At 62.0% G+C, this 25,084-nt stretch carries 21 protein-coding genes; 11 read left to right on the plus strand and 10 right to left on the minus strand.

Going from position 1 to position 25,084, the window contains the following annotated elements; all coding sequences use genetic code 11:
• Positions 1 to 4 precede the first annotated feature (4 nt).
• Entirely contained in the window at positions 5 to 586 is a 582-nt protein-coding gene (locus tag WCL58_RS12210) for an NAD(P)H-dependent oxidoreductase (RefSeq protein ID WP_038879461.1), read from the minus strand.
• A 315-nt stretch (positions 587 to 901) separates the two neighbouring features.
• On the opposite strand from WCL58_RS12210, the gene parC reads away from it, so the two are divergent.
• From parC to ftsP, 3 genes are all read left to right on the plus strand, one after another.
• Positions 902 to 3,175, plus strand: a complete 2,274-nt coding sequence (gene parC / locus WCL58_RS12215; protein WP_025304301.1) for a DNA topoisomerase IV subunit A — start codon at positions 902 to 904, stop codon at positions 3,173 to 3,175.
• Between the two features lie 246 nt (positions 3,176 to 3,421).
• Positions 3,422 to 4,156, plus strand: a complete 735-nt coding sequence (locus WCL58_RS12220; RefSeq protein ID WP_004937266.1) for a 1-acylglycerol-3-phosphate O-acyltransferase — start codon at positions 3,422 to 3,424, stop codon at positions 4,154 to 4,156.
• Between the two features lie 132 nt (positions 4,157 to 4,288).
• On the plus strand, positions 4,289 to 5,704 hold the full coding sequence (gene ftsP / locus WCL58_RS12225) for a cell division protein FtsP (protein ID WP_049198460.1): 1,416 nt from the start codon (positions 4,289 to 4,291) through the stop codon (positions 5,702 to 5,704).
• Between the two features lie 17 nt (positions 5,705 to 5,721).
• Here the strand turns inward: ftsP and WCL58_RS12230 are convergent, their stop codons facing one another.
• Positions 5,722 to 6,633 (minus strand): LysR family transcriptional regulator, encoded by a 912-nt coding sequence (locus WCL58_RS12230; RefSeq protein ID WP_049198459.1) that lies wholly within the window; start codon positions 6,631 to 6,633, stop codon positions 5,722 to 5,724.
• 137 nt (positions 6,634 to 6,770) lie between these two features.
• Between WCL58_RS12230 and xapA the strand changes: the two genes are divergently transcribed.
• Both xapA and WCL58_RS12240 read left to right on the plus strand, forming a co-directional pair.
• The gene (gene xapA, locus WCL58_RS12235; protein ID WP_060441014.1) at positions 6,771 to 7,592 is read left to right on the plus strand and encodes a xanthosine phosphorylase; all 822 of its coding nucleotides are present in this window, start codon (positions 6,771 to 6,773) and stop codon (positions 7,590 to 7,592) included.
• Between the two features lie 81 nt (positions 7,593 to 7,673).
• Positions 7,674 to 8,924 (plus strand): nucleoside permease, encoded by a 1,251-nt coding sequence (locus WCL58_RS12240; RefSeq protein WP_100396073.1) that lies wholly within the window; start codon positions 7,674 to 7,676, stop codon positions 8,922 to 8,924.
• Positions 8,925 to 8,958: 34 nt separating this feature from the next.
• Here the strand turns inward: WCL58_RS12240 and WCL58_RS12245 are convergent, their stop codons facing one another.
• Together WCL58_RS12245 and WCL58_RS12250 are read right to left on the minus strand one after the other, a co-directional pair.
• Positions 8,959 to 9,891, minus strand: coding sequence for a PfkB family carbohydrate kinase (locus WCL58_RS12245; RefSeq protein WP_100395894.1), 933 nt, complete (start codon positions 9,889 to 9,891; stop codon positions 8,959 to 8,961).
• Entirely contained in the window at positions 9,888 to 11,285 is a 1,398-nt protein-coding gene (locus tag WCL58_RS12250) for a purine-cytosine permease family protein (RefSeq protein ID WP_100395895.1), read from the minus strand. Before WCL58_RS12250 ends, WCL58_RS12245 begins: the two co-directional genes overlap by 4 nt.
• A 658-nt stretch (positions 11,286 to 11,943) precedes the next feature.
• On the opposite strand from WCL58_RS12250, the gene WCL58_RS12255 reads away from it, so the two are divergent.
• Positions 11,944 to 12,678, plus strand: coding sequence for a GntR family transcriptional regulator (locus tag WCL58_RS12255; protein WP_060424777.1), 735 nt, complete (start codon positions 11,944 to 11,946; stop codon positions 12,676 to 12,678).
• 80 nt (positions 12,679 to 12,758) lie between these two features.
• Complete coding sequence (locus tag WCL58_RS12260) at positions 12,759 to 14,927, plus strand: YgiQ family radical SAM protein (RefSeq protein ID WP_060424780.1); 2,169 nt, start codon at positions 12,759 to 12,761, stop codon at positions 14,925 to 14,927.
• 63 nt (positions 14,928 to 14,990) lie between these two features.
• Here WCL58_RS12260 and WCL58_RS12265 read toward each other — a convergent pair whose 3' ends face one another.
• The 3 genes from WCL58_RS12265 to yqhD all read right to left on the minus strand — a co-directional run bounded on the left by WCL58_RS12265 (position 14,991) and on the right by yqhD (position 18,015).
• Positions 14,991 to 15,596, minus strand: coding sequence for a transglycosylase SLT domain-containing protein (locus WCL58_RS12265; protein ID WP_336851209.1), 606 nt, complete (start codon positions 15,594 to 15,596; stop codon positions 14,991 to 14,993).
• A gap of 143 nt (positions 15,597 to 15,739) precedes the next feature.
• A complete protein-coding gene (gene dkgA, locus WCL58_RS12270) occupies positions 15,740 to 16,564 on the minus strand; it encodes a 2,5-didehydrogluconate reductase DkgA (protein ID WP_060424784.1) in 825 nt (274 codons plus the stop codon).
• A 287-nt stretch (positions 16,565 to 16,851) separates the two neighbouring features.
• Positions 16,852 to 18,015, minus strand: a complete 1,164-nt coding sequence (gene yqhD / locus WCL58_RS12275) for an alcohol dehydrogenase (RefSeq protein ID WP_193158410.1) — start codon at positions 18,013 to 18,015, stop codon at positions 16,852 to 16,854.
• Positions 18,016 to 18,241: 226 nt separating this feature from the next.
• On the opposite strand from yqhD, the gene WCL58_RS12280 reads away from it, so the two are divergent.
• A complete protein-coding gene (locus WCL58_RS12280; protein ID WP_194243114.1) occupies positions 18,242 to 19,129 on the plus strand; it encodes an AraC family transcriptional regulator in 888 nt (295 codons plus the stop codon).
• Between the two features lie 7 nt (positions 19,130 to 19,136).
• On the opposite strand, the gene WCL58_RS12285 is transcribed toward WCL58_RS12280, so the two are convergent.
• Positions 19,137 to 20,165: a zinc-dependent alcohol dehydrogenase family protein gene (locus WCL58_RS12285; RefSeq protein ID WP_336851211.1), complete on the minus strand. Its 1,029-nt coding sequence runs from the start codon at positions 20,163 to 20,165 to the stop codon at positions 19,137 to 19,139.
• Between the two features lie 107 nt (positions 20,166 to 20,272).
• Here WCL58_RS12285 and WCL58_RS12290 point away from each other — a divergent pair, with 107 nt between their 5' ends.
• Positions 20,273 to 21,193 (plus strand): LysR family transcriptional regulator, encoded by a 921-nt coding sequence (locus WCL58_RS12290; RefSeq protein ID WP_336851213.1) that lies wholly within the window; start codon positions 20,273 to 20,275, stop codon positions 21,191 to 21,193.
• Positions 21,194 to 21,203: 10 nt separating this feature from the next.
• Here the strand turns inward: WCL58_RS12290 and WCL58_RS12295 are convergent, their stop codons facing one another.
• Both WCL58_RS12295 and metC read right to left on the minus strand, forming a co-directional pair.
• The gene (locus tag WCL58_RS12295; protein WP_038879412.1) at positions 21,204 to 21,863 is read right to left on the minus strand and encodes a DedA family protein; all 660 of its coding nucleotides are present in this window, start codon (positions 21,861 to 21,863) and stop codon (positions 21,204 to 21,206) included.
• Between the two features lie 145 nt (positions 21,864 to 22,008).
• Complete coding sequence (gene metC, locus WCL58_RS12300) at positions 22,009 to 23,205, minus strand: cystathionine beta-lyase (RefSeq protein WP_193158408.1); 1,197 nt, start codon at positions 23,203 to 23,205, stop codon at positions 22,009 to 22,011.
• Between the two features lie 431 nt (positions 23,206 to 23,636).
• On the opposite strand from metC, the gene exbB reads away from it, so the two are divergent.
• Positions 23,637 to 24,617 carry a tol-pal system-associated acyl-CoA thioesterase gene (gene exbB, locus WCL58_RS12305; protein WP_072265379.1) on the plus strand — a complete coding sequence of 327 codons (981 nt, stop codon included), beginning with the start codon at positions 23,637 to 23,639 and terminating at the stop codon, positions 24,615 to 24,617.
• A gap of 3 nt (positions 24,618 to 24,620) precedes the next feature.
• A complete protein-coding gene (exbD, locus tag WCL58_RS12310) occupies positions 24,621 to 25,043 on the plus strand; it encodes a TonB system transport protein ExbD (protein WP_004937307.1) in 423 nt (140 codons plus the stop codon).
• Positions 25,044 to 25,084 lie beyond the last annotated feature (41 nt).

Raw genomic sequence — 25,084 nt, forward strand, 5'->3', positions numbered from 1 at the left:
CCAGTTAAGCAAAAATTTCCGCCAGATGCTCGCGATAACGTGCGATGTCCGTTTCGATATCCGGTTGTTTTATCACGTCATTGCAGATAAAGGTTGGCAAGGCTTCCATCCCCAGGAACTGGTTGGCCTTGTGGAAGTGCAGGTAAACGCCGTCGACGCCGACGCCGTGGAAGAACTGGTTCGGATCGGTGAAAGCCTCGAGCGGGGCGTTCCAGGTCAGGCTCAGCAGGTATTTTTTTCCCTGAATCAGGCCGCCGGAACCGTACTTCTTGCCGGCGTCGGAGCGGGTGCGGCCATCGCTGGCGTACAGGCTGCCGTGGCCGGCGGTGAACACTTCGTCGATGTATTTTTTCAGGATCCACGGCTCGCCCATCCACCAACCCGGCATCTGATAGATGACCGCATCGGCCCACAGGTATTTCTGCACCTCGGCCTCAATGTCATAGCCGTCGTCGACCACCGTGACCTGCACATCGTGCTGCAGATCGCGCAGGAAGCTTTCCGCCACGTCGCTCAGGGTTTGGTTGAGTTCGCCGTTGGAATGGCCGAATTGCTTTTTAGCGTTGATAATCAGGATATTGCTCATCTTTTGCGGCTCCCGTCAGAGTTAAGATAGATGCCGTTTTCCGCTGCGGTGCGCAAAAACAGCTTGCTGAACGAGAGTGTAATCGTTGGCCAGGCAAGTAAAAACGTGACGGCAGGCACAACAGTGTTGATTATTAATCAACAATCACGGTGGAATTTTGCCTAAACGCTCCGGCGACAGCGCCTTCGGCCGGCGATCCTTGCGCCAACTGTGACAGCCACCCCGCAGATGGGTTACTATCGCGGGCAGAATCGACAAGCGATGCCTTATTGTCGTCCAGGGATTGCCAAGCCACGGTCTGAGGATAATTGAGTAATGAGTGATCTGACTCATGACGGTGTAGAGCGTTTACCGCTGCACACATTCACTGAAAACGCCTATCTGAACTATTCCATGTACGTCATCATGGATCGGGCGTTGCCGTACATTGGCGACGGCTTGAAACCGGTACAACGCCGCATCATCTACGCCATGTCTGAGCTGGGGCTGAACAACAGCGCCAAATTCAAGAAATCCGCCCGTACCGTGGGCGACGTGCTGGGTAAATACCACCCGCACGGCGACAGCGCGTGTTATGAAGCCATGGTGCTGATGGCGCAGCCGTTCTCGTACCGCTATCCGCTGGTGGACGGCCAGGGGAACTGGGGGGCGCCGGACGATCCCAAGTCGTTTGCGGCGATGCGTTATACCGAATCGCGCCTTTCCAAATACGCCGAAGTGCTGCTGGCCGAGCTGGGGCAGGGCACCGTCGACTGGATCCCGAACTTTGACGGCACGTTGCAAGAGCCGAAGATGTTGCCGGCGCGCCTGCCGAATATCCTGCTGAACGGCACCACCGGCATCGCCGTCGGCATGGCGACCGACATTCCGCCGCACAACGTGCGCGAAGTCGCGGCGGCGGCGGTGGCGCTGCTCGACAAGCCGGGCGCCTCGCTCGATGACCTGCTCGAATTCGTGCAGGGGCCGGACTTCCCGACTGAAGCCGAGATCATCACCCCGCGCGATGAAATCCGCAAAATTTACCAGAGCGGCCGCGGCTCGGTGCGCATGCGCGCCGTGTGGAAGAAAGAAGACGGCAGCGCGGTGATCACCGCCTTACCGCACCAGGTGTCCGGCGCCAAGGTGCTGGAGCAGATCGCCAGCCAGATGCGCGCCAAGAAGCTGCCGATGGTCGAAGATCTGCGCGATGAATCCGACCACGAAAACCCGACGCGTCTGGTGATCGTGCCGCGCTCCAACCGTATCGATCTGGAACAGGTGATGAACCACCTGTTCGCCACCACCGATCTGGAGCGCAGCTACCGCATCAACATGAACATGATCGGTCTGGATAACCGCCCGCAGGTCAAAGGGCTGGTGGAGATCCTCACCGAATGGCTGGCCTACCGTCGCGACACGGTGCGCCGCCGCCTGAACTACCGCCTCGAGAAAGTGCTGAAACGCCTGCATATCCTCGAAGGTTTGCTGGTGGCGTTCCTCAACATCGACGAGGTGATCCACATCATCCGCAGCGAGGATGAACCGAAGCCGGTGCTGATGCAGCGTTTCGGCATCTCCGACACCCAGGCGGAAGCGATCCTCGAGCTGAAACTGCGTCACCTGGCCAAGCTGGAAGAGGTCAAGATCCGCGGCGAGCAGGATGAGCTGGCGAAAGAGCGCGATCAGCTGCAGGCGCTACTGGCGTCCGAGCGCAAGCTGAACACGCTGATTAAGAAAGAGATCCAGGCCGACGCGCAGACCTACGGCGACGATCGCCGTTCGCCGCTGACCGAGCGTGCGGAAGCCAAGGCGATGAGCGAGCACGACTTCGTGCCGTCCGAGCCGGTGACCATCGTGCTGTCTGAAATGGGCTGGGTGCGCAGCGCCAAGGGCCACGACATCGATCCGGCCGGCCTGAGCTACAAGGCCGGCGACAGCTTCCGCGGCGCGGCGCGCGGCAAGAGCAACCAGCCGGTGGTGTTCATCGACTCCACCGGGCGCAGCTACGCGCTCGATCCGATGACGCTGCCTTCGGCGCGCGGGCAGGGCGAGCCGCTGACCGGCAAGCTGACGCCGCCGCCGGGCGCCACCATTGAGCAGGTGCTGATGGCGGCCGACGATCAGAAGCTGCTGATGGCGTCCGATGCCGGTTACGGCTTCGTTTGCACCTTCAACGATCTGGTGGCGCGCAACCGCGCCGGCAAGGTGATGATCACGCTGCCGGACAACGCCAGGGCGCTGCCGCCGATGGAGATCCACGGCGCAGACGACATGCTGCTGTCGATCACCGCCGCCGGGCGCATGCTGATGTTCCCGGTTGCCGATCTGCCGCAGCTGTCGAAGGGCAAAGGCAACAAGATCGTCTCCATTCCGGCAGCCCAGGCGGCGGCCGGTGAAGACAAGCTGGCCTGGCTGTTCGTGCTGCCGCCGCAGGCGTCCGTCACGCTGCACGTCGGCAAACGCAAGCTGACGCTGCGGCCGGAAGATCTGCAGAAGTTCCGTGCAGAGCGCGGTCGCAAGGGCACCCAGCTGCCGCGCGGACTGCAGCGTATCGATCGCGTTGAAGTGGATGCGCCGGTGCGGGCGTCGGGCGGCGACAGCGAAGAGTAAGCGTTGGCGCTAGCGTTAACGGGCGGTCGCAGCATGCTGTGGCCGCCTTATTTATTTTTGCTGGCGTTTATTTTCCAAATAGTTAACATTTCTGCGCATAAAATTATTGTGCGTATTGCCGGCTGGCGGGAAAATAGCGAGAAAGGCAGGCGACATCGGCGTGCTTATCGCCTGGCCGGCAAATAATGAGTAAAGGAATCTGCGCAGCGAAGTAAACTGCGTTGGCAGTGTGCTAATGAGGTTGTTATGTTATTGATTTTGCGTGCCGTTCTCGCCACTCTTTTCTGTATTCTGGTGTGTATTTTCGGTTCTGTTTATTGCTTGTTCAGCCCGCGCAATCCCCGCCATGTGGCGACCTTCGGCCACCTTTTCGGCCGCCTGTCGACGCTGTTCGGCATCAAGGTTGAAACCCGCGTGCCGGCCGATGCGGCCAACAACGGCAACTGCATCTATATCGCCAACCACCAAAATAACTACGACATGGTGACGGCCTCGAATATCGTGCAGCCGCGCACCGTGACCGTCGGTAAAAAAAGTCTGGTGTGGATCCCGTTTTTCGGCCCGCTGTATTGGCTGACCGGTAATCTGCTGATAGATCGTGATAATCGCGCCAAGGCGCACGGCACCATCGCCCAGGTGGCGGAGCAGTTCAAAAAGAAAGACATTTCGATCTGGATGTTCCCGGAAGGGACCCGCAGCCGCGGTCGCGGGCTGATGCCGTTTAAAACCGGCGCGTTCCACGCGGCCATCGCCGCCGGCGTGCCGATTGTGCCGATCTGCGTATCGACCACCAGCGGTAATATAAATCTTAATCGCTGGAATAACGGTCATGTGATCGTCGAGATGTTGGCGCCGGTGGATACCAGCAAATACGGTAAAGAAAACGTGCGCGAGCTGGCGGCCCATTGCCGCGAGCTGATGGAGGCGAAGATCGCCGAATTGGACGCCGAAGTCGCCCAGCGCAACGCCGCCAAAAAATAAGAGTCTACCGGCTTCAAAGAATACGTTTTTAATTGGCGTTCAGCGCCGTTAACGCCTGAGCGCCTGCTAATCTTGATTGGCGGGCGTTTGGGTTTTGCACACGGTTTAGTTATTGCTTTTCATGGAGAAAATATGTCACTCAGTCGACGTCAGTTTTTACAGGCATCGGGCCTGGCGCTGTGCGCGAGCGCCGTGCCGCTGAGGGCAGAGGCGAGCGGAACGCAGACCCCATTACCCATTCCGCCGCTGCTGGAGTCTCGCCGCGGTCAGCCGCTGTTCCTGACCCTGCAGCGCGCCCACTGGGCGTTTATGGATAACCGCAAAGCGGCGGTGTGGGGCGTCAACGGCATGTATTTGGGGCCGACGGTGCGGGTTTACAGCGGCGACGACGTCAAGCTGATCTACAGCAACCGCCTGCAGGAGCCGGTGGCGATGACCGTCAGCGGGTTGCAGGTGCCGGGCACGCTGATGGGCGGCGCGCCGCGCATGATGTCGCCGAACGTCGACTGGTCGCCGGTGCTGCCTATTCGTCAGGCGGCAGCCACCTGCTGGTACCACGCCAACACGCCGAACCGCATGGCGCCGCACGTTTACAACGGGCTGGCCGGGCTGTGGCTGGTGGAAGATGCCGTCAGCAAAGCGCTGCCGCTGCCCAACCACTACGGCGTCGACGATTTCCCGCTGATCATTCAGGACAAGCGCTTCGATAACTTCGGCACGCCGCAATACGATGCGCCGTCGCAGGGCGGCTTCGTCGGCGATACGCTGTTGGTCAACGGCGTGCAAAACCCGTATGTCGAGGTGTCGCGCGGCTGGGTGCGTTTGCGCCTGCTCAACGCCTCTAACGCGCGCCGCTATACTCTGCAGCTCAGCGACGGGCGCCCATTCAACGTGATCGCCAGCGATCAGGGCTTCCTGCCCGCGCCGGTCGCGGTGCAGCAGCTGTCGCTGGCGCCGGGCGAACGCCGGGAAGTGCTGATCGATATGTCGAAGGGCGACGAGGTGACCATCACCGCCGGTGAAGCGGCGGGCATCATGGATCGCCTGCGCGGCCTGTTCGAGCCGTCGAGCATTCTGGTGTCCACCCAGGTGCTGACGCTGCGCCCGACCGGCCTGCTGCCGCTGGTGACCGACAACCTGCCGATGCGCCTGCTGGCGGATCAGCTGTTGGACGGCAGCGCCAGCCGCACCCGCGATTTCCGCCTGGGCGACGGCGGCGTTGGCATCAACGGCGCGATTTGGGACATGAACCGCATCGACGTGCAGGCGCAGCAAGGCACCTGGGAACGCTGGAACATTCATGCGGATACGCCGCAGTCGTTCCATATTCAGGGCGTGCAGTTCCTGATCAAACGCGTCAACGGCGCGCAGCCGATGGCGGAAGATCGTGGCTGGAAGGACACCGTCTGGGTCGATGGCGACGTCGAGCTGCTGGTGTATTTCAACCAACCTACCTCCGAACACTTCCCGTTCCTGTATTACAGCCAGACGCTGGAAATGGCCGATCGCGGCACCGCCGGCCAGCTGATGGTGCAGCCGACGATGTAATCTGCGCTGCGGGCCGCTTACGGCGCCCGCAGCATCTCCAGAAAGGCCTGCACCACCGGTGTGACGCTGTCGGCGCGGTAAACCGCATACAGATCCGCCGGCGGCGCCTGTTGCAGCGAGCAAAAGCGGACGCCGGGCCACGGAATGCGGCCGTAGCTGTCCGGCAGCAGCGTAATGCCGCAGCCTTCCGCCACCAGCGCCAGCAGGGTTTGCGGCTCGTTGACCTGATAAGCGACGTCCGGCAAGAATCCCTGCTGCAGACACAGATTGTGCAGATACAGCCCCAGGCTGGCCTCATGCGGCGGCAGCACGATGAAGCTATCGTTCTGCAGCGCCGCCAGCGGGATGTTTTCCTGCTGCGCCAGCGGATGATCGAGCGGCAGCACCACGGCGATGCTTTCGCTTGCCAACCGTTGGCAGGTCAACCCCGGCAGCGTCTGCTGCTGCGCCTCTCGCCAGACCCCGATATCGATATGCCGCTTTTGCAGCGCGGCGATTTGCTGGCTGGGCGTCAGCTCGTTCAACGACCAGGTGACGCCGGCGCTTTGCTCGCTGAACCGCCGCAGCGCCGCGATCAGGCCGCCCCAGGCCGAGGTGCCGACCATGCCGACCACCATGTGGCCGCCTTCGCCGCGCCCCATCTGTTGCACCTGATGCAGCGCGCTGTCGGCCTGATCCAGCAGACGCTCGACGTTGCGCAGCAGCGTGCGGCCGGCCGGCGTCAGCGTCATGGAGCGGGTGGTGCGTTTGAACAGCACCACGCCGAGCTGGCTCTCCAACTCCTTGATGTGCTTGCTGAGCGGCGGCTGTGACATATTCAGCCGCCGAGCCGCCTGGGTGAAGTTCATCTCTTCCGCCACCACGCGGAAATAGTGCAGCAGGCGGAAGTTAATCCGGCCGGGATCGGGCAGGGCATGGGGCTGATTCATCCGGGATATCGTCTCCTTGTGACGCAGCTCAACTTATAGGTAAATGGAATAAATCGGCCGCCAAGAATGTATTGGTCTCGGCTGAGCCTCGCTCTCTACTATGGGGATTATTATCCCCCGCTGAAAGAGAGAATACGATGTTTAATCAAGAAGATGCTTTTACCTGCGCCGATGTCGTCCGCGCACGCCTGCCGGATTTCCAGCCGAAAGCGGCCTTGATTCTCGGCTCCGGGCTCGGCGCCCTGGCGGAGGTGATGACCGAAACCGTCACCATCGACTACGCGGAGCTGCCGGGCTTTCCGGTGAGCGGCGTCGCCGGCCATGCCGGGCAGCTGGTCGCCGGCAAGCTGGAGGGCGTACCGGTATTGTGCATGAAAGGGCGCGGTCATTTCTATGAAGGGCGCGGCATGCAGGTGATGACCACCGCAGTGCGCACCTTCAAACTGCTGGGCTGCGAATTCCTGCTGGCGACCAACGCCGCCGGTTCGCTGCGCCGCTCGGTGGCGCCGGGCAGCCTGGTGGCCATTACCGATCACATCAACTTCATGCCGGAATCGCCGCTGGTCGGCGTTAACGACGAGCGCTTCGGGCCGCGCTTCTTTAGCCTGGCAAACGCCTACGATCGCGATCTGCGCGCCCAGCTGGCGGCGGTGGCCGAAAGCGCGGGCATCCCGCTGGCGGAAGGGGTATTCGCCGCCTACACCGGGCCGAATTTCGAAACGCCGGCGGAGATCCGCATGATGCAGACCCTGGGCTGCGACGTGGTGGGGATGTCGATCGTGCCGGAAGTCCTGACGGCGCGCCACTGCGGCCTCAAGGTGCTGGTGGTATCCGCGATGACCAACTACGCCGAAGGGCTGTCGGATACGCCGCTCTCCCATGAACAAACGCTCAGCTGCGCGGCGCTGGCGGCGGACGATTTCATGCGCCTGATCCGCGAGCTGTTCAAAACGCTGTAATAGCGCAAGCAAACCGGCGGCGGGCTGCAGGGGGCCTGCCGCATCAATCATCGTTGAAAGCATAATAACAAGGTGATGGCGATGGCGATAAAAACACGATTGAAAGTCATGATTTTCCTGCAGTTCTTTATCTGGGGTGCCTGGCTGGTGACGCTGGGCTCCTACATGATCAACACGCTGCATTTCAGCGGCATGCAGGTGGGGATGGTTTACAGCGCCAAAGGCATCGCTGCGCTGATCATGCCGGGGCTGGCGGGCATCATTGCCGATCGGTGGATGAAGGCCAACTCTCTGTATGCGCTTTGCCACCTGCTCGGGGCGCTGGCGCTGTACTGCGCGGCGCAGGTCGAGCAACCGATGCTGATGTTCTGGGTGATGCTGTTCAACGCCATGGTCTATATGCCGACCATCGCGCTCTCCAACGCCATTTCCTATTTTTGCCTCGAGAAGCACGGCTTTGACACGGTGAAGGACTTTCCGCCGGTGCGGGTGTACGGCACGGTGGGGTTCATTCTGGCGATGTGGCTGGTCGGCTTTAGCCAAATCGAGCTCAGCAATCTGCAGCTGTACCTGGCTTCTGCGGCGTCGCTGCTGCTGTCGGCCTATTCGCTGACGCTGCCGCGCTGCCCGACCAACCGCGCGGCCGAGTCAAAGAGCTGGGTGAGCGTGCTGGGGCTGGATGCGCTGGTGCTGTTCCGCCAGCGGCGCATGACGCTGTTTTTCCTGTTCGCCATGTTGCTTGGGGCGGCGCTGCAGATAACCAATACCTTCGGCAACCCGTTCCTGCACGATCTGTCGCTCAATCCGCTGTATCAGGACAGCCTCAGCGTCCGGTATCCGGCGGTGCTGCTGTCGCTGTCGCAGATCTCCGAAGTGTTCTTTATCCTCACGATTCCCTTCTTCCTGCGCCGTTACGGCATCAAGCAGGTGATGCTGATCAGCATGGCGGCCTGGACGCTGCGTTTCCTGTTCCTGGCGTACGGCACGCCGGTCGGCTTTGGTTTCGTTCTGCTGCTGCTGTCGATGATCGTCTACGGCTGTGCGTTCGACTTCTTTAATATCTCCGGCGCCATCTTCGTCGAGAAAGAGGCCGATCACCGCATCCGCGCCAGCGCGCAGGGGCTGTTCATGACCATGGTGAACGGGTTGGGCGCCTATCTGGGTGCGCTCGCCAGCGGCGAGGTGGTGGACTTCTTCAGCCATGACGGCGTGAAAGACTGGCAGAGCATCTGGCTGATGTTTGCGCTGTATACGCTGGTGCTGGGGATCGTGTTCGCGTTGAGCTTCAACTACCGCCACTCGCCGCAGGAGAGCGCGGTGGCGGCGCAGTAAGGCAGGGGGCGCAGCCTGGCTGCGCCCTGAAACGTCAGGCCTGCGGGAAGCGCTGTTGCAACTGCTGCCAGTCCGGCGGATTGGCGGCCCCGAGGCTGGCCACCACGCAAGCGGCGACCCGGTTGGCCAGATCGACCGCCTGCGGCAGCGGCCAGCCGGCGGACAGGCCCGTCAGTAAACCGGCGCAGTGGGCATCGCCCGCGCCGATGGTGTCGACCACGTCTACCGGATAGGCGGGAACGTGCAGCGGCGGCGTGCGGCCGTCGCAGATCCACGCGCCGTCGCGATCCAGGCGGCAGATCAGCGTCAGGTTGCGGGCGGCGGCATAGCGCTGCGCGGCCTCCACGGCGTCACCGGCGCCGCACAGCGCGGCCACTTCGTCGCGGTTGAGCGTCAATAGGGTGTGGCTGTCGCTGAGCATGGCGAAGAAATCTTCGCTGAGCTGAGCGATGCGCGGGCCGGGATCGATCAGGCGCGGTTGGTCGAACGGCATGCGCGTCAGCCACTCGCGCAGCGCTTCGCCGCTTTCACCCGCCAGCTCGTAGCCGCTGGCGTAGATCAGGGTGTGCTCCGTCAGCGGCAGCGTCGCCAGCTGCGCTTTATTCCATTGGCTTTCGCAGCCGGAAACCGTGATGAAGGTGCGTTCACCGTTCGGTTCCACCAGCGCCAGGCACCAGCCGTTGTCCATCTGGCCGTGGCGCAACAGCACCTCCAGCCCCAGCTCGCCCATGGCGGCTTCGGCAGCCGCGCCCCATTCGCCGTTGCCAACCGGCATGCCGTTAATCACCGGCGTTTCGAGGCGCACCAGCGCGCGCGCCACGTTGAACGCGCAGCCGCCGATTTGCCGCGCCTGCGGCTGGGCTTCGATATCTTCGCCGCTGGTCGGCAGGCGCGGCAGCGTCATCACCAGATCGCCGACCGCGCCCCCAATAACCAGGACAGGTGTTACAGCTTCCCACTCACTCATTGATGTTCTCTGCGTTGGGTCAGGTACAGACCGTAAGCGATCAGACTCACCGCGAACGACACAAACAGCCCCAGGCTGGAATCGGCGAACAAGCCTTTGGCCAGCGGGCCGTCGATAAAACCGGTTTTGGTGACCAGCAGGCCGCACAGGGCGCCGAGGAACCAGCAGAACAGCGGGGCTTTGCGCACGCCGCGGTTCTGGCCATGCAGGCCGTACAAAGCGTTGCCATCATACCCGTGGCGGCGGCGCAGGCACAGGTAATCGAGCAGGAAAATCGCCTCCCAGGCCGCCAGGAAGACGCCGCAGAACACCAGGAAGGAGATGAACGGCCCCATGAAATCGCCGGAGATGAACAGCACATACAGGGCGATGCCCAGCACTACGACCGCGTCGATCGACACCGCCAGCCACTGTTTGACCTGCACGCCGATGGTCAGCAGGTTAAGGCTGGCGGAATACAGGCTGAGCACCGCGATGGTGACGATGCCGGCGGTGGCGGCCAGCAGATAAGGGATCGCCATCCAGGCGGGCAGCACGGAGCCTATCAGCGCGATGGGGTTGGCGGCGCTGGCCAGATCGGGCAGCTGCACGGAAAGCAGGATGCCGGCCAGCATCAGCAGCATCAGCGGCAAACAGGCGCCGCCCATTACCGCGGCGAAAATGCTTTTGCTCGACGAGCTCGGGCTTTGATAGCGGCTGTAATCGGCGCCGGCAATCGCCCAGCTGATGCCGGTGCCGGCGGCGATCACCGATACTGCCGGCAGGAAGCCGGTCAACCAGCTGCCGGAAGGCAGCGCCAGCACCTGGCTCCACTCGGTGTTGAACAGGATATAGAGCACCACGATCAGCGTCATGGTGCCGAAGATGCGGCTGAACCAGCTTTGCATCCAGACCACGGTATTTTGCCCCAGCAGGCTGACGACGACAGTGAGCCCGCCGAACAGCAGCAGGCTGAGCGCGGTCAGCAGGTGGCTGCTACCCAACCCGAAGGCCTCGAACAGCGCCGCCAGCGTCAGGGTGCCGGTGATCACATTGACCGCTTCCCAGCCCATCAGGTTGATCCAACTGAACAGGGTGGGCGCCACGTTGCCCTTCAGGCCGAAAATCACCCGTGAGAGCGTCAGCGTAGAGGTGCGCCCGCGCTTGCCGGCGAAGCTGGTGAGGCCGACCAGCACGAAGCTGGCGACGCCGAGCAGCGCGGCGAGTACCGATTGCAGGAAGGATAAGCCGAAGCCGACGATAATGGCGCCGTACACCACGCCGAGAATGCCGATATTGGCCGCCGACCAGATCCAAAACAGCTCGATGGGCTTGCCGGTCTGTTCCGCGTCCGGCACCCGATCGATACCGGTGCTTTCTACCTTCCATGCTTCATTGCGATTGATATCGGTCATAGCAAATGATCCCTGTAGCGCAGGGCCGCGAGGGCCGCCGCAGTTGACTGAAAATCGATTCCGTTGGCGCGGTTGACGCCGGCTATTCCGTTGTCGGTGAAGACGCCGATTCCGCGCAGTGTGTAGCGGCTGAGACCGCCGGGTCTGTCAAAATGAGGGCGGTATCCGCCTGATCGGGTGAGGCACGTCGGCCGCACGGCGCCAATGAGTGTAGTCAAAGAGTGGGTCTGCAGCGGGGTTTGGCGAAGCGGGAACGTTTCTATTTGCCGACATCGATCCGGTTCGCCCACCGCGAAGGGATCCTGTGATGCGGCTATGAGCAGTGAGCAAGCTATCCATTAGCTACGTTGCTTATTCTCGGCCGTTTGTGCTGACAGTATATGCCCGCTGCCGGCCATCAAGGGTATCCTTTAGGGCTGGCAGCGGGTTTTTTATTGTTTTTAAAGTGGGTCCCTGGTGTTGGTGCGATTGATGTATCAACATCAATAAGCACAGATTACGCGCGATCTAGATCCAATGAAAGTCCATTAGGCAAAAATTGTGATGCCACTCTGAAAACATTAGCGATATTTTAGTTAAGGTGAGGGGCTTATCGCCGGATCGGCGATAGGATAAAAAACGAAATCCAGACAAATGGCATAGGTAAGAGGGCGGGCGAATGACGGATTTTATGGCCTGGCTGCGTGGCCATCTGGCGCAGGGGGCGGTAGCGCCGCGTTATATTCAGCTGGCGACGGCGATAGAAACCGCAATCAGGCAGCAGGTGTTGGCGGCCGAGGCGTTTTTGCCGCCGGAACGGCAGATGGCGGAAGGCCTGGGGCTGTCGCGTGTCACCGTCAGCAAGGCGATGAAGCTGCTGGAGGAGAAGGGGCTGATTTCGCGGCAGCAGGGCGTTGGCACCCGCGTGGCGATGCGCATCGGCTATTCCCTCGATAAGGACAGCGGTTTCACCGCTCAGGCGCTGCGCCACGGCAGCAGCGTCAGTAACCGATGGTTGCTGCGCACCCGGGTCGGCGCGCCAGCCAAGGCCGCGGCGGCGCTGGGGCTGGCGGAGGGGGATGAGGTGATCAAACTGCGGCGTTTGCGCTTGCTGAACGGCAGCCCGGTCTCGCTGGAAACCACCTATATTCCGCCGCGCTTCCTGCCCGAACCGGGGCAGTTGGAACATTCGCTGTATGCGTTATGGCAATCGCGCGGCATCGTGCCAGAAGATAAACACTTTCTGCTGAAGGCGGTGTCCTGCAGCGACGAGGTCGCCGAGCTGCTCAACGTGCCGTGCGGCGCGCCGTTGTTGCACATCACCCAGACCAGCCGCAATGCCCAGGGCGAGGCGCTGGAGTTCAGCGATATTTTGTGTCGCAGCGACGTTTATGAATTCGAAGTGAACGGTTAGCGAAATAACCATGCTCTTTTTGCTGCTAGTGCGTATAATCGCCGCCCGGCGATTAATTAACCTGTAAAAAGAGCAGCAGAATGAGCACCACCAGCCTGATCCAACCCGATCGTGAACTGTTTTCCTATAAGCCTTATTGGGCGGAATGTTTTGGCACCGCGCCGTTTTTACCGATGTCGCGAGCAGAGATGGATCAACTGGGCTGGGACAGCTGCGACGTGATCATCATCAGCGGCGACGCCTATGTCGATCACCCGAGCTTCGGCATGGCGATCATCGGCCGCATGCTGGAAGCGCAGGGCTTCCGCGTCGGCATCATCGCGCAGCCGGACTGGAGCAACAAAGAAGATTTCATGCGGTTGGGGAAACCGAACCTGTTCTTCGGCATCACCGCCGGCAACATGGACTCGATGATCAACCGCTATACCGCCGATCGCAAACTGCGCCACGACGATGCTTACACCGCCGGCAACGTCGGCGGCAAACGCCCGGATCGCGCTACCCTGGTTTACAGCCAGCGTTGTAAAGAAGCCTACAAAGACGTGCCGATCGTGCTGGGCGGCATCGAAGCCAGCCTGCGCCGCATCGCCCACTACGATTACTGGTCTGATACCGTGCGCCGCTCGGTGCTGGTGGATTCCAAAGCCGACATGCTGATCTACGGCAACGGCGAACGCCCGCTGGTGGAAGTGGCGCATCGCCTGGCCGCAGGCGAGAAGATCGGCGACATCCACGATATTCGCAATACCGCGGTGATGCGCAAAGAAGCGCTGCCGGGCTGGAGCGGCGTGGATTCCACCCGTCTCGACAAGCCGGGCCGTATCGAAGCTATCCCGAACCCGTACGGCGACGATCTGCCGTGCGCCGACGGCGCCAAGCCGAAAGAGCCGGAGGCCAAGCCTGTCACCGTGCGCGCCGCCAAGCCGAAGCCGTGGGAGAAGACCTACGTGCTGCTGCCGTCCTTCGAGAAAGTGAAGGGCGACAAGGTGCTGTATGCGCACACCTCGCGCATTTTGCACCATGAAACCAACCCGGGCTGCGCCCGTGCGCTGATGCAGAAACACGGCGATCGCTACGTGTGGATCAACCCGCCGGCGATCCCGCTGACCACGCCGGAGATGGACAGCGTCTTCGCGCTGCCTTATCAGCGCGTACCGCATCCGTCCTACGGCCAGGATCGCATTCCGGCCTATGACATGATCCGTTTCTCGGTGAACATCATGCGCGGTTGCTACGGCGGCTGCTCGTTCTGTTCGATCACCGAGCACGAAGGGCGCATCATCCAGAGCCGTTCGGAAGATTCGATCGTTCGCGAAATCGAAGAGATCCGCGACAAGGTGCCGGGCTTTACCGGCGTGATCTCCGATCTCGGCGGCCCGACCGCCAACATGTATATGCTGCGCTGCACCAACCCGCGCGCCGAGCAGACCTGCCGCCGCGCCTCGTGCGTGTATCCGGAGATTTGCACCTACATGGACACCAACCACGAGCCGACCATCAAACTGTATCGCCGTGCGCGTTCGCTGGAGGGCATCAAGAAGATCCTGATCGCTTCCGGGGTTCGTTACGATCTGGCGGTGGAAGATCCGCGTTATATCAAGGAGCTGGCGACCCACCACGTCGGCGGCTACCTGAAGATCGCGCCGGAGCACACCGAAGAAGGGCCGCTGTCGAAGATGATGAAGCCGGGCATGGGCAGCTACGATCGCTTCAAGCAGCTGTTTGATCACTATTCGAAGCAGGCGGGCAAAGAACAGTATCTGATCCCGTACTTCATCTCGTCGCACCCGGGCACTCGTGATGAAGACATGGTGAACCTGGCGCTATGGCTGAAGAAGAACCGTTTCCGCCTCGATCAGGTGCAGAACTTCTATCCCTCGCCGATGGCCAACTCCACCACCATGTATTACAGCGGCAAAAACCCGCTGAGCAAGGTGGGGTACAAGAGCGAAGACGTGGTGGTGCCGCGCGGCGATCGCCAGCGTCGCCTGCATAAGGCGCTGCTGCGTTACCACGACCCGGCCAACTGGGCGCTGATCCGCACCGCGCTGGAAGAGATGGGGCTGAAGCACCTGATCGGCAGCCGCCGCGAGTGTCTGGTGCCGGCGCCGAGCATCGACGAGCAGCGCGAAGCGAAACGCCTGCAGCGCCATACCCGGCCGGCGCTGACCAAGCATACCGATATCAATCGGCAGCGCACGCCGTCCAACCGGCCGCCGCGCAAACCGATTCGCAAAGCCAAGCCGTAACGGCCACGCCGCGTGCGCAAACAAAAAGGAGAACCCTGGGGTTCTCCTTTTTACTTTTGCTCATCACAAACTATCGTAGGCGGCTTCCACTTTCATCAAATGGCGCGGCGCCTGCGGAGCGGGATGGTATTTGCGCACGTGCCAGTTAAAGGCTTCCGGCGACAGGTTGTTGATCATCGCGATGGCCTGCTGACGGTTGCTGGAGAAGGTGCGCAGCAGCGCGCCGGTGCCGTTGACGTAGGCGATGATGGTGGCGTAGCGCAGCGTAACAGGGTTCGCGATCCCTTTAAGCTGCTGTTTTTGCAAGGTGGCCAGGTAGGCGGCGCCGAGATCGATATTGGTGTCGGGATCCCGCAGGTCGTCAGCGTCCGGGCAACCGCGTTTGCCTTTGTAGCGGTAGGCATCGCAGCCGGCGGTATCGGCTTTCAGCTGCATCAGGCCGATAGCGTTGGATTTGCTCACCGCCGCGGGGTTGAAGCCGGACTCCACCTGGATCATGGCGGTGATCAGCTTGGCGTCCACGCCGTATTCGCTGGCGGCGTCTTTAATGGCGCTATCGAAAGCGTGGCGATCGTAGCTGACGCGCTGTTTCTTGCCGGCGCAACCCGCCAGCACCAGCATGACGCAAAGCATGCCCAGCCGTAACCCGTGTGAGAAAGAGAATTTCATGGTGCTCCGTGCTTGTCTGTTTTTTTAACGGCGTTAACCGGCGGGCGAGGCCTCCGGCGTCGTCATCATAACGTCAGGCGGCGTAAGGGGGCAATGCGCGGGAAGGAAAAGCCCCCTCCGACGGGAGAGGGCTTGGGGAGGGGTTACAGGGTATCCGGATCCGGCCCGAGGCGGTTGCCGACGTCCAGCTTGGCGATCTCGCCCAGTTCGTCCTTATCGAGTTTGAAATCAAACACCTCGAAGTTTTCGCGGATGCGCGACGGCGTGACCGATTTCGGGATCACGATAAGGCCGCTGTCCAGGTGCCAGCGCACCACGATCTGCGCCGGGGTTTTCTCGTATTTCTCGGCCAGTGCCTTGATCAGCGGCTGGTCGAACACCCCTTCACCGCCCTGCGCCAGCGGGCTCCAGGATTCGGTGGCGATATGGTGCGTGGCGTTCCAGGCGCGCAGCTGGCGCTGTTGCAGCAGCGGGTGCAGCTCTATCTGGTTGACGACCGGCGCCACGTTGGTTTCATCCAGCAGGCGCTGCAGGTGCGGCGTATGGAAGTTGCATACGCCGATGCTTTTGACCAGGCCTTGATCGCGCAGCTTGATCAGTTCGCGCCAGGCGGAGACGTATTGATCTTGCTGCGGGCGCGGCCAGTGGATCAGGTACAGATCCACATAGTCCAGCCTGAGTTTTTCCAAACTGGTTTCCAGCGCCGCCAGTGGATCGCCCTGATCGTCGTTCCACAGCTTGGTGGTGATGAACAGCTCGCTGCGCGGCAGCGAACTGGACTGCAGTGCGGCGCCGACGCCTTCCTCGTTCTTGTAGATCGCGGCGGTGTCGATGGAGCGGTAACCGATCTCCAGCGCTTTGCTCACCGCGCGGGTGGTCTCTTCAATACTCGCCTGCCAAACGCCGAGACCCAACTGCGGCATCAGATTACCATCGTGGAGTTTGATGATGGGTTGTTGCGTTGTCATGCGCATCTCCTTGTGTACGGATTGCGGCGCCTGCGGCACCGAAACGGCTATAGATAAATTCTAGTTGGCAAAATGGGCGGTTGCCGGGTTTGCCAGCCTAATTTCAGCGGTGGCGGGAGGGCGACTTTCTCCCCGCTCTCCCTGCGAATGAGCGGTAAGACGGGTGGTGCGAAACGATCGGCGGCGCGCGGAGGCGCCCGACGGCACCCGGTGATCGGCCGGGCGTCGGATGCGGCGAAAAATGGCTGGCGGAGACTAAAGCCTAGCAAAAAATCGCCGTTTTGCGATTAACGCGCCGCTTCGTAAATGCGGCGGCTGACGTCCAGGGTGATGTCCTGATGCTCGCCCAAGGCGGTCATGCCGTGCTGATGCAGCTTGTCGAGCAGCGCCGGAATGCTGCTGCCGTCGAGCTGATAATCCGCCATGCGGGTCGGTACGCCCATCTGCTCGAAGAAGGCGCGAGTGGCGGCGATGGCGCCGTCGATGCGGCTGTCTTCGCTGCCTTCGCGCAGGCCCCAGACGCGGTCAGCGTACTGCAGCAGTTTTTCGCGCTTCTGCGCTTTCTTCTCGTGCAGCAGCGCCGGCAGGACGATGGCCAGCGTTTGCGCGTGGTCGAGATCGTGCATGGCGGTCAGCTCGTGGCCCAGCATGTGGGTCGCCCAGTCCTGCGGCACCCCGGCGCCGATCAGGCCGTTCAGCGCCATGGTGGCGCTCCACATCACGTTGGCGCGCACCCCATAGTTTTCCGGTTCGGCCAGCGCGCGCGGGCCGTCTTCCAGCAGGGTCAGCAGCAGGCCTTCGGCGAAGCGATCCTGCACCTTGGCGTCGACCGGGTAGGTCAGATACTGCTCCAGGGTGTGCACGAAGGCGTCGACCACGCCGTTGGCGATCTGGCGCGGCGGCAGCGAGTAGGTCACCACCGGATCCAGTACGGCGAAGCGCGGCTGCACCAGCGGCGAGAAGAAGTGCTGCTTGTCGCCGCTGCTTTTACGGGTGATCACCGCGCCGCTGTTGGATTCGGAACCGGTGGCCGGCAGCGTCAGCACGCAGCCCATCGGCACCGCGTCGGCGATGTGGCTGCCGACGGTCTGCAGGATATGCCAGGCGTCGCCGTCGGCGGTGTAACGCGCGGCGGCGGCGATGAACTTGGTGCCGTCAACCACCGAACCGCCGCCGACCGCCAGCAGGAAATCGATGTTTTCCGCCTTCACCACTTCGACCGCTTTCATCAGCGTTTCGTAGGTCGGGTTCGGCTCGATGCCGGAGAACTCCCGCACGTCGCGGCCGGCCAGCGCGCTGTACACCTGATCCAGCACGCCGTTCTTCCTCACGCTGCCGCCACCGTAGGTGATCAGGATGCGTGCGTCCGCCGGGATCTGGCCGGCCACTTCGGCAATTTGGTCCTTGCCGAACAGGATTTTGGTTGGGGTATGCAGAATGAAGTTTTGCATGGGTGATTTCTCTCTTTCTGTCAGGCGGGCGCCAACGTGGCGCAAAGGTTTCTGGCCCGTATTGTCAGGAACCTGGCGGCAACGCACAATGCACATTCCTGTTTGGTTCTTGCCTATTCCTACAAGTCACTGTAGAAATGGCGAGTTTTAAATTATTATTTATGCCGAATCGTTCTGACTGTAAGAGGGTGTTTCCGTGATTGAAATCGATGCGCAGCGCAGCCGCATGGCGCGCCAGGCGATGGCTATCGCCACCGGCAACGGCTACACGCCGTCACCGGTGCCGCGGGTCAAGATCCTGTATGTCGATCGCCACAGCCCGCGCCAACCGGTGATGTACGAGCCGGGGATCGTGATCGTCTTTCAGGGGCACAAGGTGGGCTATTGCGGCAACAAGATGTTCCAGTACGATCCGCGCAACTACCTGCTGATGACGGTGCCGCTGCCGTTCGAGTGCGAAACCTTCGCCAGCCCGGAACTGCCGCTGGTTGGGTTGGCGGTCAATATCGATACCCAAATGCTGCAGGACTTGCTGATCGACATTGGCGATGACGACTACCTGATGCAACCGCGGGCGGAGAGCAACGGGGTGAACCTGGCCGAGCTGACGGAAGAGCTGCTGTGCGCCACCGAACGCCTGCTGGACGTGATGGCCAAGCCGCTCGATGCCCGGGTGCTGGGGCCGCAGATCGTGCGCGAAATCCTCTACTACGTGCTGCGCGGCACCTGCGGCGCGTCGCTGCAGGAGCTGGTCAACCGCCATACCCACTTTAGCCAGATCGCCAAGGCGTTACGGCGCATAGAAAATCAATATGCCGACAACCTCAACGTCGAGCAGTTGGCCAGCGAGGTCAACATGAGCGTCTCGGCGTTCCACCACAACTTCAAGGCGGTGACCAACACCTCGCCGCTGCAATACGTGAAGTCGTACCGGCTGCATAAGGCGCGCCTGTTGATGGTGCATGACGGCCTGAAGGCCAGCACGGCGGCGATCCGCGTCGGCTACGAGAGCGCGTCGCAGTTCAGCCGTGAATTCAAGCGCCTGTTCGGCATGACGCCGAGCGATGAAATCGCCCGGCTGCGCGACGCCAACCCGCTGCTGCTGGAGGGCTGAACCGCGTTTACGGGGTCAGGACGATCTTGCCGAACGGCCCGCGATCGAGGTGATCCAACGCCTGCGGCAGTTGATCGAAACGGTAGACCTGGTCGATCACCGGCTGCAGGTTGACGGCGTCCACGGCGCGCACCAGATCTTCCAGCGCGCGGCGGTGGCCGACGCCGATGCCCTGGATCTCCGCCGATTTCAGCAGTAGCAGGCCGGCGGGGGCGGAAATCTCGGCGCCCGCCAGCACGCCGATCACCGAGATGCGGCCGCCCACCGCCACGGTGCGTACCGAGTTGCCCAGATTCGGGCCGCCGACGGTGTCGATCACATGGTCGATGCCGCGATCCTGCGTCAGCGCATAAATTGCTTCCACCCAATCGCCGTTCAGTCGGTTGATGCCGTGACTGGCGCCCAGCGCCTGGGCACGCGCCAGCTTTTCATCGCTGCCGGAGGTCACATACACCTCGGCGCCGTGCGCTTTGGCGATTTGCAGCGCGAACAGCGCCACCCCGCCGGTGCCTTGCACCAGCACCGTCTCGCCGGCATGCAGCTTGCCTTGCTCCACCAGCGCGAACCAGGCAGTTAGCCCGGCGCACGGCAGGGTGCTGGCCTGCACGTCGTCCAGCGACGCCGGCGCCGCCACCAGCCAATCCTCATGCAAAATCACATATTCCGCCAGCACGCCCTGATAGAAACCGCCGAGGGTGTGGTAAGGCACCTGGCGTGCATCGCCGTACGGTTTTTGCCGGCCGTCGAGCCAGCCGGGGCTGAAGGTGGAGATGACCCTGGCGCCGGGTTGGAAACGGCTGACGCCGGGGCCGATAGCGTCGACCTCGCCGGCCATGTCCGAGGCGGGGGTGAACGGCTGCGGCAGCGTCAGCCCCATGCCGTTTTCGATCATCAGCTTGTCGCGGTAGTTGAGCGCTACCGCTTTCACTTTCACTCTGATTTCGTGTGGCCCCGGCTGCGGGATCGCGTCGGCGGTCAACCGCAGGTGTTCACGCCCCAGGGCGTCCATCGTCCAGCGTTGCATCGTGTCGGTCATGATGTTCTCCAAAGTCAGCGATTAACGACCGGTCGATAATATCGTTGATGGGGGTTCGCCAGTGGCGATAAGATTTCCGAAGATTGTTTCTTTCAGGGCGACAAATCATGAGCGATCGATTGAGCGGCATTTCGGTATTTGTCACCGCCGTGGAGGCGGGCAGTTTTGCGTTGGCGGCCAGCCGGCTGCACCTGTCGCGTTCGGCGGTGGGGAAAACCATCGCCCGGCTGGAACAGCGGCTGGGCGTGCGGCTGTTTCATCGCACCACCCGCAGCCAGAGCCTGACCGACGACGGCGCGTTATTCTATGAGCGCTGCCTGCGGGCGCTGGAGGAGATCCGCAGCGCGGAAACGCTGCTGGAGTCGGGCAAGCGACAGGTCAGCGGCCGGCTGCGGGTATCGATGCCGGTGCTGTTTGGCCGCATGTGCATTGCGCCGCTGTTGACCGAGCTGACGCGCGAGCACCCGGGCCTGGAGCTGGAGCTGTCGTTCAACGATCGGGTGGTGGATCTGATTGAGGACGGCTTCGACATGGCGATCCGCAACGGCACGCTGGCCAACAGCGGCGGGCTGGTGGCGCGTCGCATCGGCGATCATCGCATGACGCTGTGCGCCTCGCCGGCCTATCTGCAGCGGTGCGGCGAGCCGCACAGCATCCAACAGCTGGCGCAGCATGAGGCGGTGACCTATATGCGCGCCGGTGCGCGGCGCAGCTGGTTGGTATTGGATAGCGACGGCAAGCCGCAGGAAGTGATGCCGACTAACCGGCTGCAAATGGACGATCTGCAGGCGATTGCGGATGCGGCGACGGCGGGGTTCGGCATTGCCTGGCTGCCGTGCTGGCTGGTGCGTGAGCAGCTGTTGAGCGGGGCGCTGGTGCGCTTGCTGCGCGACCGGCCGGGCGCCGCCTTTGAAGCGCATGCGGTGTGGCCGCACACGCCTCACCTGCCGCTGAAGGTGCGGCTGGCGGTGGATACGCTGGTGAGCAAGTTGCCCGCCAGTCTGGCGTTGGTCGAGAAGGCGCTGTAGCGCGCCGGGCTCAGGAGGAGGCGCGCTTTTTACGCCAAATGACCAGCATGGCGCCCAGCAGGCCGACGAACAGCAGCAGCAGCGGCAGCAGCATCAGGCCGGTCATCACCTGGCTTTCGTAGCGCTTCACCAGCGGGATTTGGCTGAAAGCGTAGCCGAGGCCCACCAGCGCGCAAACCCAGATCGCCGCGCTCAGCCAGTTGAACACCTGGAAGCGTGAGCTGTTGAGCCCGGAAATGCCGGCCATGGTCGGCAGCAGCGTGCGCACGAAGCCGAGGAAGCGGCCGATCAGCAGCGCCGTCAGCCCGTGGCGGTTGAACAGGTTATGCGCGCGTTGGTGATATTGCGCCGGCAGCTGCAGCAACCAGCCCTTCACCAGGCCGGTGTGGCCCAGCCAGCGGCCCTGGATATAGCTCAGCCAGCAGCCGAGGCCGGCGGCGGCGGTCAGAATCAGCAGGGTGGGGGCAAAGCCCATCACGCCTTTGGCGATCAGCGCACCCGACAGCAGCAGCAGGCTGTCGCCGGGGAGGAAGGAGGCGGGCAGCAGTCCGTTTTCCAAAAACAGAGTGGTGAAAAGTACGGCGTAAACCACCCAAATTACGCTTGGATCGGCGAGGGCAATAAAGTCCTGCTGCCAAAGCGCATGAATAATCTCTCGTAATACATCCATTTTATGTCCTGTTGCATGCCGGTTGCGCCCGGGGTCACGTTCTCCAGGGTGCGGCGGTTACCGTATCTGACAGTTACCCGGATAGTGTACCGCTAATAGCTTAAGCCGACATTAAACGAGACGAAGAAAATTAGCGGAATCCGCCTTAGCGCACGCCGTTGAGGCGATCGAAACCGGCCGCCAGATCGGCGATCAGGTCTTCGACGTTCTCCAGGCCGATGTGCAGGCGCACCAGCGTGCCGGAGAAATCGACGCCGCCCGCCGGACGGATCGCTTCCAGCTCTTCCGGCTGGTTGGCCAGGATCAGCGACTCGAAGCCGCCCCAGGAGTAGGCCATGCTGAAGTGACTGAAGTTGTCCAGGTAGGCGGCCAACTGCGCATCGTCCAACCGCTCTTTCAGCACGAAGGAGAACAGCCCGTTGCAGCCGCTGAAGTCGCGGCGGTAGAACTCGTGGCCCTTGCAGCTGGGCAGGGCCGGGTGATTGACCGTCGCCACTTCCGGCCGTGCTGCCAGCCAGTGGGCGACTTCGATGCTGCTGCGTTCGTGCTGCTTCAGGCGCACGCTCAGGGTGCGCAGGCCGCGGCTCGCCATGTAGGCGGTGTCGGCATCCACCATTTGCCCCATCAGGTAGGAGTACTCGCGCAGCCGATCCCAACAGCGCGCGTTGGCGACGGCGGTGCCGAGCATGTAATCGGAATGGCCGATCAGGTATTTGGTGCCGGCCTGAATCGAAATGTCGATGTCGAAATCCAACGCCTTGAACAGCACGCCCGCCGCCCAGGTATTGTCGATCATGATCACCACCTCCGGCGCCACGGCGCGAATGGCCTGCACCATCGCCGGAATGTCCTGCACTTCCAGGGTGATGGAGCCGGGGGATTCCAGGAACACCACGCGGGTATTGGGTTGGATCAGCGTGGCGATGTCGGCGCCGATCAGCGGATCGAAATAGGTGGTGCTGATGTTCATGCGGCCGAGGATATGGGTGCAGAAATCCTGGGTCGGTTCGTACGCCGAACCCGTGACCAGCAGGTGATCGCCGGCGCCGACGAACGACAGGATCGCATTGGCCACCGCCGCTGCGCCGCAGGGGTACAGCACGCAGCCGGCGCCGCCCTCCAGCTCCACCATCGCATCCTGCAGGGCGAAGTGGGTCAGCGTGCCGCGTCGGCCGTAAAACAGCTCGCCGTGGGCGCGCTGCACGGTGGCATGCTTTTTGGCGGCGACGGAGTCGAAAACCAAAGAAGAGGCGCGTTGCGTGACGGGATTGACGGAGCCCTGGGTGTAGCGTTTGCCACGGCCGGCGCCGATCAGCGTGGTTTCGATGTGTTTTGACGTCATGGTACCTGGCTCACCTCTGGTTGCTCTGCACGTGCCCGTTTGCGATAGCCCTTACGTTAGCATGAGTTAATATAGCCATCCAGACGTTTTAACTTCTGGATACAGAAACGGCTATAATTGGCTGCCGGGCGCGCCTTTCTTGCCTCATCCTTCTGCCGGGGGGCGAGAGAGAAGCCCATTCCTCGGTCAAGACGCCGTTCGGCAGCGCGGCGTTGTTGCGCCGTTGTGGGAGAAAAGTAACGAAATAACCCCATAAAAGGGGCGTTTGGCGGTGAACGGGCGCGGATTGGCGCTTTGCGGCGGGGCTGGCTAAAATTTTCTCGTTTATTTGGTAAATAATAATGAGAACTACTATCAATCCCCGGTTGGTTTGATATGATCGCACGCTGAATTATTCCTTAATTTTGATCGGTAATGGGTGGAGGCACAGCGTGAAAACGGCTGGCAAGAATTTAAATCAAGGATCGTTCGGCCAGGGCCGGGCGCAGTGGGGCAAGGCCTTCGGCCGCAGCCTGATGGCTTCTATGGTGCTGGTCGTGGGGCTGGCCGGCAGTGCGCAGGCAGCGCCGGCGGCCAATCCGGCCGTTACCGAAAGCGTTGCGCCGACCACCGCGCCTGCACCTGCTGCAGCCGCCGCGCCGGAGAGCATCACGCCGGTGAACCCGGCGCCAACGATCCAGCCACCGGAAACCCGCGGCATGGACCTGTCCGTTTGGGGCATGTACCAGCACGCCGACGCGGTGGTGAAAGCGGTAATGATCGGCCTGGTGCTGGCCTCGATCGTGACCTGGACCATTCTGTTCTCCAAAGGCAGCGAACTGCTGCGCGCCAAGCGCCGTCTGCGCCGCGAACAGCTGGCGCTGGCCGAAGCGCGCTCGTTGGATGAAGCCTCCGAGCTGGCGCAAAACTTCGGCTCGGAAAGCGTCAGCGCGGTGTTGCTGAACGATGCGCAAAATGAGCTGGAGCTGTCTGCGGAATCTAACGACAACAACGGCATCAAGGAACGCACCGGTTTCCGCCTCGAGCGCCGCGTGGCGGCCTACAGCCGCAACATGGGCCGCGGCAACGGTTTCCTGGCTACCATCGGCGCCATCTCGCCGTTCGTCGGCCTGTTCGGCACCGTGTGGGGCATCATGAACAGCTTCATCGGCATCGCCCATTCGCAGACCACCAACCTGGCGGTCGTGGCGCCGGGCATCGCAGAGGCGCTGCTGGCGACCGCGCTGGGCCTGGTCGCGGCGATCCCTGCCGTCGTTATCTACAACATCTTCGCCCGCGTCATCAGCGGCCACCGTGCCCAGGTGGGCGACGTGGCGGCGCAGGTCTTGCTGCTGCAGGGCCGCGATCTGGATCTGGCCGCGACGGCGGAAGCCAAGCGCTCACAGCACGCACACCAACTGCGGGCGGGGTGAGTCATGGCGATGCGCTTAAATGAAGATCTGGACGACAGCGGCGAACTGCATGAAATCAACGTGACGCCGTTTATCGACGTCATGTTGGTGCTGTTGATCATCTTTATGGTGGCCGCGCCGTTGGCAACGGTAGATATTCGCGTCGATCTACCGGCTTCTTCCGCCAAACCGCAGCCGCGGCCGGAAAAACCGGTGTTCCTGTCGGTGAAGGCCGACAAGCAGCTCTACGTTGGCGATCAGCCGGTGAATGCCGATCAGCTGACTTCGGTGCTGGATCAACGCACTCAGGCGAACAAAGAAACCACCATCTTCTTCCAGGCGGACAAGAGCGTGGACTATGAAACGCTGATGAGCGTGATGGACACCCTGCGTAAAGCCGGCTACCTGAAAGTGGGGCTGGTGGGCATGGAAGGCGCCGCCAAGTAGTGGCAGCAAAACGATAAAGGGCGCTCAGGCGCCCTTTTTTA

Source organism: Serratia sp. TMDUHS_CL, from assembly GCF_037137105.1.
Classification (GTDB): Bacteria; Pseudomonadota; Gammaproteobacteria; order Enterobacterales; family Enterobacteriaceae; genus Serratia; species Serratia nevei.

Coding starts and splice junctions, on each gene's coding strand:
- xapA (WP_060441014.1), top strand. CDS start 6,771: ATGTTTAATCAAGAAGATGCTTTTACCTGCGCCGATGTCGTCCGCGCA.
- parC (WP_025304301.1), top strand. CDS start 902: ATGAGTGATCTGACTCATGACGGTGTAGAGCGTTTACCGCTGCACACA.
- yqhD (WP_193158410.1), bottom strand. CDS start 18,015: ATGCAAAACTTCATTCTGCATACCCCAACCAAAATCCTGTTCGGCAAG.
- WCL58_RS12265 (WP_336851209.1), bottom strand. CDS start 15,596: ATGAAATTCTCTTTCTCACACGGGTTACGGCTGGGCATGCTTTGCGTC.
- WCL58_RS12295 (WP_038879412.1), bottom strand. CDS start 21,863: ATGGATGTATTACGAGAGATTATTCATGCGCTTTGGCAGCAGGACTTT.
- WCL58_RS12280 (WP_194243114.1), top strand. CDS start 18,242: ATGGCGCGCCAGGCGATGGCTATCGCCACCGGCAACGGCTACACGCCG.
- metC (WP_193158408.1), bottom strand. CDS start 23,205: ATGACGTCAAAACACATCGAAACCACGCTGATCGGCGCCGGCCGTGGC.
- WCL58_RS12290 (WP_336851213.1), top strand. CDS start 20,273: ATGAGCGATCGATTGAGCGGCATTTCGGTATTTGTCACCGCCGTGGAG.
- WCL58_RS12285 (WP_336851211.1), bottom strand. CDS start 20,165: ATGACCGACACGATGCAACGCTGGACGATGGACGCCCTGGGGCGTGAA.
- WCL58_RS12210 (WP_038879461.1), bottom strand. CDS start 586: ATGAGCAATATCCTGATTATCAACGCTAAAAAGCAATTCGGCCATTCC.
- WCL58_RS12250 (WP_100395895.1), bottom strand. CDS start 11,285: ATGACCGATATCAATCGCAATGAAGCATGGAAGGTAGAAAGCACCGGT.
- WCL58_RS12230 (WP_049198459.1), bottom strand. CDS start 6,633: ATGAATCAGCCCCATGCCCTGCCCGATCCCGGCCGGATTAACTTCCGC.
- WCL58_RS12220 (WP_004937266.1), top strand. CDS start 3,422: ATGTTATTGATTTTGCGTGCCGTTCTCGCCACTCTTTTCTGTATTCTG.
- dkgA (WP_060424784.1), bottom strand. CDS start 16,564: ATGACAACGCAACAACCCATCATCAAACTCCACGATGGTAATCTGATG.
- WCL58_RS12255 (WP_060424777.1), top strand. CDS start 11,944: ATGACGGATTTTATGGCCTGGCTGCGTGGCCATCTGGCGCAGGGGGCG.
- WCL58_RS12245 (WP_100395894.1), bottom strand. CDS start 9,891: ATGAGTGAGTGGGAAGCTGTAACACCTGTCCTGGTTATTGGGGGCGCG.
- WCL58_RS12260 (WP_060424780.1), top strand. CDS start 12,759: ATGAGCACCACCAGCCTGATCCAACCCGATCGTGAACTGTTTTCCTAT.
- WCL58_RS12240 (WP_100396073.1), top strand. CDS start 7,674: ATGGCGATAAAAACACGATTGAAAGTCATGATTTTCCTGCAGTTCTTT.
- exbD (WP_004937307.1), top strand. CDS start 24,621: ATGGCGATGCGCTTAAATGAAGATCTGGACGACAGCGGCGAACTGCAT.
- ftsP (WP_049198460.1), top strand. CDS start 4,289: ATGTCACTCAGTCGACGTCAGTTTTTACAGGCATCGGGCCTGGCGCTG.